The 14,610-nt window shown below is 58.0% G+C and carries 10 protein-coding genes; all 10 read right to left on the bottom strand.

The annotated features are described in order from the left end of the window. Positions 1–19: 19 nt before the first annotated feature. Positions 20–3,889 (bottom strand): hydantoinase B/oxoprolinase family protein, encoded by a 3,870-nt coding sequence (locus KEC45_RS01580; protein WP_252171371.1) that lies wholly within the window; start codon positions 3,887–3,889, stop codon positions 20–22. Between the two features lie 607 nt (positions 3,890–4,496). Beyond that, entirely contained in the window at positions 4,497–6,734 is a 2,238-nt protein-coding gene (locus tag KEC45_RS01575; protein WP_252172051.1) for a TonB-dependent receptor, read from the bottom strand. Between the two features lie 188 nt (positions 6,735–6,922). Beyond that, positions 6,923–7,936 carry a GlxA family transcriptional regulator gene (locus KEC45_RS01570; RefSeq protein ID WP_252171370.1) on the bottom strand — a complete coding sequence of 338 codons (1,014 nt, stop codon included), beginning with the start codon at positions 7,934–7,936 and terminating at the stop codon, positions 6,923–6,925. A 241-nt stretch (positions 7,937–8,177) separates the two neighbouring features. Continuing rightward, complete coding sequence (locus tag KEC45_RS01565; RefSeq protein ID WP_252171369.1) at positions 8,178–9,179, bottom strand: GlxA family transcriptional regulator; 1,002 nt, start codon at positions 9,177–9,179, stop codon at positions 8,178–8,180. 247 nt (positions 9,180–9,426) lie between these two features. Next, positions 9,427–10,467 carry a dipeptidase gene (locus KEC45_RS01560; RefSeq protein ID WP_252171368.1) on the bottom strand — a complete coding sequence of 347 codons (1,041 nt, stop codon included), beginning with the start codon at positions 10,465–10,467 and terminating at the stop codon, positions 9,427–9,429. A 544-nt stretch (positions 10,468–11,011) separates the two neighbouring features. Beyond that, positions 11,012–11,383, bottom strand: a complete 372-nt coding sequence (locus tag KEC45_RS21930; RefSeq protein ID WP_368389977.1) for a hypothetical protein — start codon at positions 11,381–11,383, stop codon at positions 11,012–11,014. A 90-nt stretch (positions 11,384–11,473) separates the two neighbouring features. Beyond that, positions 11,474–12,535 carry an AMP-binding protein gene (locus tag KEC45_RS01555; RefSeq protein WP_368389954.1) on the bottom strand — a complete coding sequence of 354 codons (1,062 nt, stop codon included), beginning with the start codon at positions 12,533–12,535 and terminating at the stop codon, positions 11,474–11,476. Positions 12,536–12,604: 69 nt separating this feature from the next. Continuing rightward, complete coding sequence (locus KEC45_RS01550) at positions 12,605–13,450, bottom strand: enoyl-CoA hydratase/isomerase family protein (RefSeq protein WP_252171367.1); 846 nt, start codon at positions 13,448–13,450, stop codon at positions 12,605–12,607. Positions 13,451–13,477: 27 nt separating this feature from the next. Continuing rightward, entirely contained in the window at positions 13,478–14,152 is a 675-nt protein-coding gene (locus tag KEC45_RS01545; RefSeq protein WP_252171366.1) for a hypothetical protein, read from the bottom strand. Positions 14,153–14,326: 174 nt separating this feature from the next. After that, entirely contained in the window at positions 14,327–14,524 is a 198-nt protein-coding gene (locus KEC45_RS01540) for an SDR family NAD(P)-dependent oxidoreductase (RefSeq protein WP_252171365.1), read from the bottom strand. Positions 14,525–14,610: the final 86 nt, after the last annotated feature.

The raw sequence follows: 14,610 nt of genomic DNA, 5'->3' as shown, positions 1-14,610 counted from the left end.
TTCTAGACCTCGATCGCTTTCAGGCGCGCTCCAACGCGCCTCGCAGCCGCTCTCGCATGTAAGCGGTAGCCGTCGGGTCGATTTCGCCCTCTTGCTTGAAAACGCAGCCATATTCCTTCTCGGCATTCGCCTGGCTGACGTAGCCATGGTCCAGATCCTCTTGAACCAGCTCGATCGGCCGATCGAGGGGCGAGCCATAGCCATAGCCGCCCGCCGATCGCATTTCGAGAGTTTCACCGGGAGACAAGCTGAGCAAGGCTGCCATCTCAACCGCGGACGAACTGCCATCGGGTGCGATGATACGACCGACTGCCGTTGACCCCCGCTGGCCTTCAGCCATCAAGGGAACGACAATCTCCGAACCGTTCAACCGTTGAACGAACTGCGTCGGGCGATTGTCACCTGGCAGGCGCCTGAACATTATGCGCTGACCGAGGCCTCCACGCCGGGCACCTGCGCCCCCTGAATCGACGTCGAACTGCTTTTGATCGACAACCAAGTTCATTCGCAACTCGAACAGCTCGATCGAAACGCAGGTTCCTCCAATCGGGAAAAGGAGGCCCGACCGACCATCATCCGAAGCGGATGCCCCCTGCCCGCCACCCGAAATAATGTGGCCGATGACCGGTTCGCCACTTTCGTTGGCGCCGTGGAATATCGCCGTGCCGGGCATGCCGCTGAACGCACGCACCCTGTCCGGCAATGCGTCGCTCAATGCAGAAAAGATGTTTGGCCCCTGAAACCAGCCAGTCACCTGCCTTGAGTTTACTGCCGCAGGTCTGACGCAGTTCATGATGGTCCCCTCCGGGGCCTTCACCGTGAACGGCTTATAACATCCGGCATTCCCTCGCACATTGGGCGTCAGAAGGCACTTCATCGGAAACAAGGAGTGCGACTTCGTATAGTTCAGGGTGCAATTAAATCCGCCCACCGGCGCCTGATCCGGCGCACCAGCGTGATCGATAACGACCTCATCCCCTTCCACTGCAATGCGGATTGGAATTGTGAGATACTGCTGCCCGATGCGACCGGAAACTTCACTGCTATATTCGCCGTCAGGCACTGCCCGAATGGCATGACGCATTGCTGCTTCGGATCTATTCTGGAAGATATGCGCAAGCGGCGCCAGGTCATGGAGACCATATTCCTCCAAAAAGCTCCGAAGACGCAAAGCCGCAACATTTGAGGCGGTAGCGAGTGCGTGCAGATCACCGACAACGCTATCGGGAGTCCGGATATTCTGACGCAGCAATACGAAAAGGTCATCATTTGGTTTACCCGCCCGCATCAGCTTCATGGGTGGGATCTGAAAGCCTTCGTCGAATATCTCGCGCGCCGTTCCGAGACGCTTGATACCACCGATATCACTGACATGGCCGATCGCACCGACATAGGCGACGACCCGTCCATCGTGAAATACGGGCGTGACGAGGGCGACGTCAAAAAGATGGCCGGCTGCCAGCCAAGGATCGTTGGTGGCAAGGACATCGCCGGGCTCCAGCTTATCTTCCGAGAAGGTCTCCAGCACCGCATTGATAGCGGCCGGGAGTCCGAGGTTGAATACCGGCTGAGCCCGGGGGCTGTGAACCAGGATTTCGCCACGATTATCGAACAGTGCGATCGAAAAATCCTGGGCATCCGAGATGATCAAGGAAAAGGCCGTGCGCACGACCGTGTCCCATCCTTCATCGATAATGTTTGCGAGACGTCCCCACATGATCTCCAAACCGATTGGGTCGGCCTCGATCCGTTCGACGACCTGCTCGAAGTTGAGATCCCGATCGAAACTCACGGCCGTCGTCCCAAGTTCGGCGATCTGGACCTTCAAATTGAAATCGTCATCAACCACGACACTGTCCGAGGGCGGCACGACGGTCGTCGATTCGCGCTCCTCGATCACCGCCGGTCCCGTCACGGTGTCACCAGGCTTCAATGCGTAACGATCGTACACGCTGGCTTCGACAAATTCGCCGCCGAAGTAAAGCGGACGCACGCCTTTCAGCGCGTTGTCCGCAATCAACCCTCCAGTGTGCGGCCGCATGCCAATCTGAGGAGCAGGCCCCGAAACAAGAACGCGCCAGCTCAAGGCTTCAATGACTGCCGATGGTGGCACGGCGTGGAATTTCTGCTCATAAACACTAACGAATTCGTCACGGATCTCCTGCACGGATTCAACCGAGAGGCGGCCGTTCGGAATGGTAATCGAGATTTCGTTCATCTGACCCGCGAGGCGCATGTCGGCGGTTCGCATGATCGTGGTCTCGGCTTCGGTAAGCCCGGTCAGCTTGAGGTGATGCCAAGACTGTGCCTCGACATCTTGCAACAGGCCATTCAGCTTGTCCAAATCGAGGTCCCCCTCGATCACAAACACCTCGCTTCGCACCGTTTCAAAACTGGCCGGAGCGGCCAGAAATCCGATTGCGGAGGCGGCACCGGAAGCGGGCGGAATTATCACTTCGCGGACGCCCATGATTCGCGCGACCTTGGCTGCGTGGAGCGGCCCCGCGCCGCCGAACGCGACCATCGAAAATGCTCGCGGGTCACACCCCTTTTCAACGATGTGCGAGCGGGCCGCGGCAGCCATATTCTCGCAAACGATGTTGTAGACGCCCAATGCCGTGTCAACGGCACTCAGATTCACACTGGCACCCAAGCGGTCGAGGGCCTGCTCGGCCGCCGGCTTGTCCAGCGCCATACGACCGCCGAGAAACGCATTCGGGTCAAGATAGCCGAGCACGAGATTGGCATCTGTAACCGTCGGCTCGGTGCCACCGAGGCCATAGCAGGCCGGGCCGGGCTTTGAACTCGCGCTTTCGGGACCGACCTTAATCAAGTTGACTTCGTCGAGACGCGCGATGGAACCACCACCAGCCCCAATCTCGATCATTTCCACGACGGGGGCACGTACGGGGATACCGCTCCCTTTCTTGAACCGATGAACGCGTGCAACCTCCATCATGGACGCAACGGCAACAGCATGATCCTGCACCATGGCGGTCTTTGCGGTCGTCCCCCCCATGTCAAAGCTGATAAGATCTGGCCGGCCGATCTTGTGACTGATGAGGCCGGTGGCAAGCGCACCGCCAGCAGGGCCAGACTCCAAGAGACGGATAGGGAAGCGTCGGGCAACATCCGGCGTAGCCAAGCCACCCGAGCTGAGCATGAGGAAAAGACGCCCGACAAACCCGCGTTCTGCCAGTTTGACTTCCAGAGTCTGGAGATAATCGTCCATCAGGGGACGGACGAATGCATTAGCCGCCGTCGTACAGAGGCGTTCATACTCCCGCACCTCCGGCGCAACCTCACAGGAGAGCGAGACGGACAACTCGGGAAACTCATCTCTGAGCAGATTACCCACCTGCTGCTCATGCTCAGGATTGCGGTAACTGTGAAGGAAGCACACCGCTATCGATTTAATCCCGGCATCGCGGAGATATGCAGCCTCCCGCCGCACTTCATCAACGTCAATGGCCGTCAGCGGCTGGCCGTTGGCCAACATCCGTTCGGTGATCTCGCGCCGGAATTTCCTCGGGACGAGAGTCTCGGGATATGTCAAAAACAGGTCGTAAATATCGTAGCGCTGCTCCCGCCCCGATTCCATAACATCACGAAACCCCCGCGTCGTCAGCAAGGCCGTCGATGCCCCCTTGCCCTCAATCAGCGCATTGGTGACGAGTGTCGTACCGTGCAGAATTTCGGCCACATCCGAGAAGTCGAGACCCGCGTTGGCCAATAGCGTCTCGATGCCCTGCACTGCGCCCCGCCAGGGATCCGTCGGAGTTGTAAGCGCCTTGTGAATCTGGATTTGCCCGGTTTCACCATCATAGAGAGCGAAGTCGGTGAATGTTCCGCCAATGTCGAAGCCGACGCGGTAACGTTGGACGCTCATAGACTAGTTCCTCCGATAACAGCCCCGACGTGGGACTTTATTGGAAGCCAATGTGGCAGAGCGACGACCGCGCGATTGCCTGGTAGCGACCTGCCCTTTTCGATTCCCGCCAATATTCGTTCGCTATAAGCGACAGGGCCTGACGGCGCCGAACAGCCGCGGTGGAGCTCGAAACCCGTGGCTTTGTGGCAGTTCGGCGCCACCCCTGGCGGGAATGCAGATCATATTGCATCACATGATCATCCCTCATCGGACGAAGGCCATATTGCTCGGCAGTCTGCCAGCGTGCCGATAGCACTTCTGAGCAAGATCACCCCGAGCGTCGAGATCGTGGAATTTGGCGAGGGCAATCATACGAGCGTTCGTATGATGATTCGGATCGAGGCAGTTAATCGGCCGGTGGGATGCAAGCCCGGGTCGAATGCAAAGCCCGGCGCAGAAATCCTAGTTTTATAAGAGACGCAGCCCTGGCTGCATCTTCGAGCCGGTCAGAAAACTCGCTCGAGGGGTTTCGCCGGGCGGCGCTGAGGGGCTGCCTCCTTATCGAGGGCAGCCCTACGCTCAGTCGATATCACGTCTGAGCGTAGGGACTTATAGCCTGTGCGCGTCAGAACTTGACGCGAACTTCGACACCGTAGCTCCGCGGTTCGACCGGATAGACCACTCGATGCGGTCCATTGGTGGATGTCGCGATCTGATCTTCCGTTTCGTTGGTCAAATTGCTTCCCACCGCATAAATGCCCCAGCCTTCCCGTTCGACCCCGACACGCGCGTTGAGATATTGCTTGTTGCCAACCATCTGTTGATTGAACGGATTGAGAAATTGCGACGAGTGGAAATTGAAATCACTCCGCGCGTTCAGTGTCCAAACATCGTTGATCGGCAAATACAACTGCGCCGCCACCGAGCCGCTAAGCTTCGGCGATTTCGGCGACCAGGTCTTCGTGAGAACGGTGGCGCTAGGATCCACCCGTGCATGCAGGTAAGCGAGATTCGCGCTTAGTGTAAACGCCTCGCTGAAACGATAGCTGGTTTCGAATTCCGCACCGTGAATCGTCGTTTTCGGGATCACGACAGGGATACGGAAGGGCGGATTGTTGCTGTTCTGGGAAATTTGCTGGTTAGAGTAATCAATTCGAAATGCCGCAACATTCCAGAGAAGACGGCGATCAAGCCACTGCGTTTTGAGACCGATCTCATAATTCGTGGTCTGTTCCGGTGCCGAGAACTGGCCATTATTATAGAACCCCGCCCGGAAACCCCGAGAGACTGTCACATAGCCCATACGGTCGGCATCAAAGCTATAGCTGATCTGAACTTTCGGCTGAAATCGTCTCGCCTGATCGAGAGATTTAGGTACCGGAAGGCCGGTATCGGGATCGCGCACCGGAACAATCGTGGTCGCCGTCTTGTTGGCATAGGAGGTATTCGAATAGTTTTGATGATCGTAGCGAGCGTTTGCGGTAAATTCGAATTTACCCGCTTTAAGGCCGACCTGGCCATAAGCGCCCCACCATTTGTCGACGCGCAGATCCGCTCGAGGAGAAAAAGGAACATCGGCGGGATTACCCGCGACACGCCGGAAATTTTCACCCGTGCTAAACGAATGCCGATTCATCGCCGAGCCGCCGACAAGCCAGCTGAATGCCCCTCCCCCCGAAGACGCAAGACGGAAATCTCCGAAGTAGGTGCGATAATCGTCTCGCCCAGCCGTAAACACATCCTGGACTTGACCGGTTGTCGCACCACGCCCGAAGGCCGGTCCGTTAATCGCCGGATAACTGAGGCAGCCTACGCCGCCCGTCGGCAAGACAAAGTTGGGATTATCAACATCGTCATAACAGGCGCTGCCAAAGCCATATTGCCGAGTTTTGCTGTATGAACCCACCGAGGTCATTGTGAAGCCATCGAAGTCCCAGGTCAGGCGCCCCGAAAGACGCGTGAACTTTCGCGTCTGGATGCCTTGAGTCGCCCGCGCAAAAACCACGAGATCCTCGTTGTCGATGTCTTCCGTCCGCGGAACGCGGCCTTGAAACGCATATCCCCCGCGTTCACTGCTATAGCTGCCCCGAAGATCGATTTCCAAGCGCTCGCTTGGTACAAAAAGAAGCCGGCCATCGACCAATTTTCGATCTCGCGGATCCAAATGCATGCCATTCGTCGCGCTATTGATACGCCCATTGTCGTTGACGTAATTGACCGAAAGTCGGCCAAGAATCTTGCTGGGGATCAGGGCGCCCGAAATCGCGCCCTGCGCTTGCGCATTTTGACCGTTACCATAGAAGAAGCGGCCTTCGGCTTGAAATTCATTGCTGGGACGCTTGGATATCACGTTGATCGCACCGGCGATGGCCCCCGAGCCATACAAGGCACTCTGCGGACCACGCAAAACTTCGATGCGAGCGACATCGGAGAGCGTCGCTCCCGTCAGCGCATCCGCTGAATCGCTCGGGACGCCATCGACGATGAGCGCAGTCGACGCCCAACCGCGCTGTGCGGTGCCGATGCCACGCATCCTGATGTCGAAAAAGTTCGCGGCAAACGACCGCCCATCACGAAAATTCATGCCAGGCGTGACCTTCGCGAGGTCCGCTATGTTCTTGATGTTGGCGTTGGCGATCGTAAGCTCGGTGAATGCGGTAATCGAGTCGGGCACCGACTGCAGGCGTTCTGATCGCCGGCGTGCGGTCACCGTAATTTCGCCCATGCTCGCCGTATCATCGGGTGCCGCTGTATCGTCAGACACCGCCGGCACATCGCTGTCCTGCGCATGCGCGGGAACCGCTGCGATCATGGCCGCCGCAATCATCGCCATGGTCGAAATGCCTTGAAACCGAATGGTCATTGTCACGCCCCCTCCTTTTAACATTTCTGTAGCGAGGCTATGCTCGAACCATGGAAGAGGCTTTCCTCTGGCCGACAGCTTCTTGCATCTGTCCGTCCTAGATCAGCGCGGGGCCTCCGCAGAAACACGCAGCGCCCAAAAAAATGATTGCAGCAAGTGGGCCCGAGGATTCTCGAGTCGCCCGATCCTTAGTGATGCTCGCGCCACCGCCGCAATGTGATCCCGCGATCGGTGCTGGGAGGCACGCCGAAGAGCTTTCGATAGGATTTCGAGAAGGTGCTGGCACGATTGAAACCACATGCAATCGCGATCTCGAGTAGCGAGAGACTGCTTTGCAACACCAATTGGCGGGCACGCTCGAGCCTGAGCTGCAAATAATAGACACTGAGCGGGGAACCCACCTGCGCCAAGAAAAGTCGATCGAGATGTCGTTCAGACATAGCAGCGATGCGAGCCAGTTCGCTTCTCGAGAGAGGCTCCTCCAAAGCGTCTTCCATAGCCTCCAGCGCGCGGATCAATCCCGAGTGATTTACGCCAAGCCGGGCTCTGAATGAAAGTCGTTGGGGTTTTTGGCCTTCTCTTATTTCCGTGTGGAGAAACCAGTCGCTGACCCGCGCGGCAAGTTCTTCGCCATGTTGCCGAGCGAGAAGGGCATGAAACATGTCGAGCGGAGCCATCCCTCCCCCACAGGTCATTCGCTTACCGTCGATTTCGTAGAGCGACCGGTGCAGGTTTGCTTCTGGAAACTCTTCGGAAAAGGCTGGTGCATAAAGCCAATGCAGAGTCACCCGCTGGCTATGGAGCAAGCCAGCACGCGCGAGAACAAAGACGCCGCCCGAGATGCCGCCGAGGACTGCATCATTCGCGGCAAGATTTCGCAGCCAGCAAAAGGTAGGAGGGTGACGGAAGTTAAGGGCTTCGTCGCTCGCGCAAACGAAAACATAGTCGAATTTTTCGTGACAGGATGTGTCATATTCGCAATGGAGTTCGACGCCGTTCGAGGCAACGGCTGCGCGGCCGGCTGGGCTGATATGATGCCATGTGTATAATTTTTTGCCGGCCACTTGGTTCGCCGCGCGCAGGGACTCGATAGCAGCAGCATAGGCAAGCAGCGCAAAACCGCTCAGAAGCAAGAAACCAACGCGAACGGGTTTCACAGCATCTTCGCCCAGTGGAGAAAGATGATCCGAGGCCACAAGCATGGTTCGTGCTCCTCAGAAATGCTACCGAGAGACCATATGATCGCTCGTCGAACACGCCCCTTTGGTTCCGGCTGCGGATCCTTCGGCTGGCCTTCCACCGGCAGGCGACAGATTTCTGATAGCAGAAGCTATGGCCGCAGCGAGCTGGCAGCTTTCTCCAGAGCGACATAGATTTTCGAAATTGCGCCACCGAGAGCGCAAAAATGTCGCTCACGAGAAATTTGTCTCGAAAGTCGCGCAATCAATCGGGTCGAGGCATTCGTTCGAGAGAGGGCGGATATCCATACTTCGTACGGAAGGCATGCGAGAAATGGGCAAGGCTCGTGAAACCCGCCGAGATACCGATCTCCGTTATGGAATTGGTCGTTTGCTGCAGAAGTTTCTGCGCACCGGCCAAACGGAGGTCCCGGTAGATCGTCGCAATCGAAGCGTTCATATGCGTTTTGAACAATCGCTGCAGTTGACGTACCGATGTTCCCGTAAGCTTGGCGAGTTCTGCGATCGAAAGTGGCTGTTCCAGGCTCTGTTCCATATGGCTTATCGCTTTGATTACCGTGCCGTTCGAGACGCCCAAGCGATAACGCAGCGACATTCGCTGAGGGTCGCGATCCGTACGGATTTGCGTTTGGAGGAACCATTCGCTGACAGCATCGGCAAGTTCGTGGCCATGATGCGCCTTGATCAGAGCGTGCATCATGTCGCTTGAGGATAAGCCGCCACCGCAAGTAATCCGATTGCCGTCAAACACGAACAAGGATTCGGTTACCGGATGCTCTGGGAACTCTTCGCGGAACGCGGAAATGCGCGGCCACGCGACGGAACTACGATATCCCTCCAGCAGCCCAGCTCGCGCAAGAATGAACACCCCACCGGAAATTCCGCCGACGGCCCCGCCTTTACGCTCGATCTGCCGCAACCAGGCAAAGACGGCCTCATCGCGAAACCGCGTGGAATCGGAGGGACAGCAAACAAGAACAAGGTCCGGAATGAAATCGTCTCCGACGGCATAATCTGCCTCAAAGGTGCCTCCCGTCAGCGCCGTGACAGGCCCTCCTCCGACTGTGATCCGTTTCCAGACGTATAGCGTTTTGCCTGAAAGAGTGTTGGCAGCACGCAATGGCTCAAGGGCTGCCGCGTAGGATAGTAACACGAATTCCGGGGGCAACAGGAAGCCTACGACATATGGACGTGAACGGGCCGAGCGGGCCTCGGTGGCCGGTGAACGACGTTCGAGCGCAGACATCGGTGCGTCCATGTCCAATGGTATCATCCAACAACCACGGCTGCAGATCGACCTAGACCTACCCCGTCAACAAGGTCCGCGTCAAGTTTGCCGGCGCACTTAACATAACGAGCTGCCGCAACAATTCTCACGGAACCTATAGCCCCCCCATGAAATTGTCACGCTCTTCCACTTCCATGTGCACAGCGCGGAAACCGATGCAGCCTCTGTTCGATCCGGCCGATCGAAACTGCTCATTCCAAGCTCCTCAAGTCTGGACGAACCCCACGTCCCAAGCTTCGCCGGCTACGCGCAAGTAATTCTCGCCGAATATCTTTCGGATATCGGCATCGTCATAGCCTTTACGGAGGAGCATTTCAGTTATTTCTGGCAGCTGATGCGGGCCCAGATAGGCAAATTTGCCAGTGTAATATTCCGGTGGCCAAAATTGCGGGAAACGGGACGGCCCGCCGGGTGCCCATACAAAATCGAGCCCAATGCCAACGGCGTCGATCCCTACCCGCTCTACGGCCAAATCTATTGCTTTCACGAAGGTCGACGATCTCGCTTCGGGATCACCAAGGAAACGGCCGACACCAGTCACGCCGATAAGGCCGCCCGTGGCGGCACAGGCCAACATCTGCTCGTCTGTCAGATTTCGGGGGTGATCCACCAACGCGCGAGGATTCGAATGAGAGAATACAACCGGCTTCTTGGATCTCTCCATGATTTCCATCGTCGAGCGATAGCCGACATGCGACATGTCCAGCAGGATACCGAGCCGGTTAACCTCATCCACGAGCGCCCTACCGAAATCCGTCAAACCCTGGTCATCGTCCTGGCATCCGCCGCCCGCCTCATTGTTGAGGTTGTAGACAAAGTGCATCTGACGGACGCCTAGCCGGTGATACAGCGCAAGCATTGAAAGCTGGTTGCCCAGCGACACGGCCCCTTCCAAATCAAATGCGATCGCGAGTTTACCCTCGCGCTTCGCAAGGAAAACATCATCCATTGACTCGACCAGGACAAAACGATCCGGATGGTGAGCAATCCAATGCCGATAGGCAGCCACCGTCTGCACAGTGAATTCCCAAGGATGTACGTCAAACCCGATGTTGACCGAAAGGAAATCGACGCCAGCCTTTTCCCACCGGCTCAGCTCGTTCAAATTCTGATCAGGCTTGCTCGTAAATCCTCCATGCGCGTCCCAGACGAAGGACTCGCGCAACAGCCGACGCGCATGATCGCTGACATGATCAATCTCCATCGCCATCAAGGGCCCAGCCGCTTTTTCTTGAGATTGGCTCATTCTCTTACCTCTCGTCAGGCTGCTCTGTTTTCTGCTTCAAGAAGACAGGAATAAAACAAAACCGCTACCTCCGACTTGCTCCAGCCAGACACATATTTTCCAATCGCCATGTCGAAATGCCGTGATCACCCCATCATCCCACGGCCGGCGAAATAATGCTCGCCAAATCATGGCGCACCCCGCGCTTGCAGGGAGGCGAGGCCAAACCAGCTTCGAGAGATGGGCGCGCTCATTCAGCCCGCGTCGATGCGCACCCTTATCCAAATAGCGCCGCGGCGCGCTCCGGCGCTGCCAGCCGCTTTTTTTTCGATCGAGCCTCGTCCGGCCCAAGGCCTGCTCGATTCACAGAATGAACAAAACCCGCCGGAACGGCAACACTCGAGATCTCGTTCGACGGCAGCTCAGCGGCCCTCTTCGTATCTCAGCGGCCATGCGGTGCAGCGGCCTTATCTTGGCGAAGGGGCTCGCCGTTCGATCCGGAGAACTGCGGCCAGCCTCTGGCATGGGCATGACAGGTGCTTTGGGCAGACTATGCGCGACGCATTCAAGGCTGCTGCCAATAACGATCCCGTATTACACGCTTGTAGAGTTTGCCCGTCGCATGCCGGGGGAGTTCATCCATGAAATCCACCCTTCTCGGCGCCTTGATATGACTGAGCTTCGACCGCTCGAAATCGATCAACTTGGCCGCCGTACCGTCATCAGGAGACACACCGGCCGCGAGCTCGACGACGGCGACAACCTCTTCGCCCATGTCCTCGTGCGGTGCGCCAATCACCGCTACATCGGCGATCTTGGGATGCGCGATCATCGCGTTTTCGATTTCTTGCGGATAGATATTCACCCCGCCGGAGATGATCATGAAGCTCTTGCGATCGGTCAGATACAGGTAGCCGTCCTCATCCACCCATCCCACATCGCCCAAGGTCGACCAGCCATATTGGTTATAGCAATCCGCGGTCTTGCCGGGATCGGAATGATAGACGATCGGCGCGCCGCCTTCGAACTAGACAAGACCTTCGGCGCGAACGGGCAGCGGCTCGCCGCTATCGTCGCAGATATACAGGGTTCCCACGATCGACTTGCCCACCGATCCTTTGTGCGCCAACCATTTGGGTGAGGAGATGCAGCACATGCCATTCCCCTCGGTTCCCGAGTAATATTCGTGAACGATGGGTCCCCACCAGTCGATCATCGCCTCCTTGACCGGCACCGGACAAGGCGCCGAAGCGTGAACAACCGACCGGAGCGAGCTCATGTCGGACCGTTTTCGGGCCTCTTCGGGCAATTTCAACATCCGGTTGAAATGCGTCGGGACAAATTGTGCGCAGGCGATACGATAGCGTTCGATCAGTTCGAGCGCGGCCTCTGCATCATAGCGCTCCATGAGAACCACAGTCCCGCCAAGACGCTGAACGGTCATGGAGAAACGGAGCGGGGCGGAATGATAAAGCGGAGCGGGGCACAGATAATTGCAGCCCGCTTCAAACGCAAACATCCGGCGGCAAACGCCCTCGAGCCGGGTTTCTTCATCAAGCGGCTGGTCGCCGAGCGGCGGCTTGACGCCCTTCGGCCGGCCGGTTGTACCCGAGGTATAGAGCATATCCGAGCCTGCGGACTCATCGGCGACGGGCTCGACGGGCTGCGCCTCGCGCTCAGCCTCGAAATCGAGAAACGCCCGAAGCGGTTCGACGACCATATAGATCGGAAGGCCGGTCAGCCGGCGTTTAAGGTCAACCGCGAGCTCGCCAAATTCCCGGGACGTGACAAGCAATCGGGCGCCGCAGTCGCGGATGATATACTCGGCCTCGTCCGCCGTCAGCTTCGAGGAGATGCAGGTATAATAAAGGCCAGTACGCTGCGCCGCCCAAGCCAGTTCGAAATAGCGCGGACTATTCTCGAGGAGAATAGCGATCACGTCGCCGCGCGCGAGGCCGAGTTGCCGGAAAAGCTGTGCGCCCTGGTTGGAACGTTGTTCAAGCTCGCGATAGCTTATGGCCTCGCCGCTGGCTGCCATGATCAGGGCGGGGCGATCGGGAGCGATCCTGGCATGGGTCGAGAGATGCATTGAAGTCGAATATCCTTGCTGGGCGCGCGGCACGGCGAACGCGCACCGGTTCGAAGACTGACCAAGATATCAATCCTGATCAAAGTGGCGCAGCGAGCGCGGCGTTTCATGCACGCCGAACAATTCGTGCGAGAGGTGCATTCCGAGATCGCGCTGGACAATCTGGCGCAGAGGCCGGCGCGCGATCTGCGTTGTCAAACGCCTCACGGTCCGCGGCTGACGCATGATCTGCGCCGCCATTTCATGCGCACGGTCAAGCAAACGCTCCCGCGGCAGGACTTCGCCGACAAGGCCCCAGTCCAGTGCCTCCGATGCGAAAATGCCTTCATCGCGAATATACATGACATGGTTTGCCCGCTTCGGCCCCATGAGCGCCTGATAGACAAGGAACTGGCCATCGCCCGGCGCTACCCCGACGTGAAAATGGGGCTCGAAGAATATGGCTTCTTCCGCGGCGATGGTAAGATCGCACAGCAATCCGAACTCCGTGTGGAAGCCGGGCCCGTTGATCGCGGCTATCGTGGGAATATCGACCGACCAGAGCAGATTCTCGATCAGCTTGACCGAATCCCGGTACCAGATGTCGTATGTTCCCGTCGGATGCTGCCGGTAGCTTTCCATATCGCGCTTATTGATCCACAAGTCGCCGGTTCCCGTGATGATCATCACTTCATTGTCGGCATCCTGACCGACGGCCTGAAACATCTGGGAGATCGCGCGGTGCAATTCCATGCTCCAGAGCGCCTCGTCGCCGCCGGTGTGAAAGCGGACCTCGATCACGCCATCACGGCGCGTCATCGCGAAATGTTCGGCGAAGACGGCTCCGTACTGATCGAGCGGTATATGCGGTACGAAATTCGTCTGGGACATCGCGCCTTCCTCCCGGGTCGCAAGAGATAAGAAGCCGGGCGACAACCGGTCGCTAGCCCGGCTGCCGCTGACCTATTTGCCCTCCGCGAGAGCTATACCCTTCATTGTCCCCTCGCCTCGCCACTTTTCCATGATGGCGACGAAGCTGTTGAGTCCCCCCATGTAGAAGTCGCCCCAGAATGTCGCGGTCGATTCCGCGAGCTTGCCTTCATTGTTGTAGTAGCCAGGCGTGCACGCCTCCTGGAAACTGAGATCAGCAGGAGCGGCAGCGCGGACAGCCTCGACCCAATCCTGTTCCCCTTCCGGTGTCGCCTCGACCCGCACCAGCCCCCGCTTCTGCGCCTCCGAGATGATATAGGCGACCTGCTGGGCGACCGGATCGACGACCGCGCGGAAGTTGAATGTCAGCCCAACCTGCGACAAGCCGATGAAGAACCAGTTCGGGAATCCGTTGATCGAATGGCCGTGGAGCGTACGCATGCCGTCCGCCCAATGCTCGTATAGAGAGCGGCCACCCACACCGTAGATCTCGACCCCCAGCCTCCGGTCGTAGGAGCTGCTTTGTTCGAAACCGGTCGAAAAAATGATGCAGTCGACCTCATATTCCACCCCGCCCGCCACCACGCCGGTCGGCGTGATACGCTCGACGCCGCGCGAGTTACTCGTGTCCACGAGCGTCACGTTGGGACGATTGAAAGTGTCGAGATAAATGATCGCTGAAAGTGGGGCGTTTGCAGAGGCGCGCATACCACGCCTTCAACGCTTCGGCCGTCTCCGGGTCGCCGATGATTTCGTCGACCCTCGCCCGGATCTCGTCCATCTTGTGAAAATCGGCACACTCGAGAACAACTGCGCTCTCATCCGCTGCCATATCGGGCGCCAGCGGTGGCAAGGGGTAGAGTCCACGGGCCAGCTTTGCGTTCATGTCGGTCCAGCCATCCGCGACGAGATCCTCCTCGAACGCCCGGCCAGCTGCCTGATGGCTTCGGCCGTCGCCGCCGCGCCCGCCTCGTTGATGTCGGCGACGACGACCCGCGCCCCATTTGCCGCGAGCTTGCGCGCCGTCGCCGCGCCGATGCCCGAAGCGGCACCGGCGATGATGATGGCCTTGTCCTGCAACCTTCCACAGCTCGCTCTCCCAATTCCCTGACTGCGCCATCCTAATTAATCGGAGGCATTATTTGCAACGCACACCGCGCAAATGA

It is taken from the genome of Sphingopyxis sp. USTB-05 (assembly GCF_023822045.1).
Classification (GTDB): Bacteria; Pseudomonadota; Alphaproteobacteria; order Sphingomonadales; family Sphingomonadaceae; genus Sphingopyxis.
The sequence above is the reverse complement of the archived record's forward strand: the minus strand, read 5'-3'. Positions and strand labels throughout refer to the sequence as shown.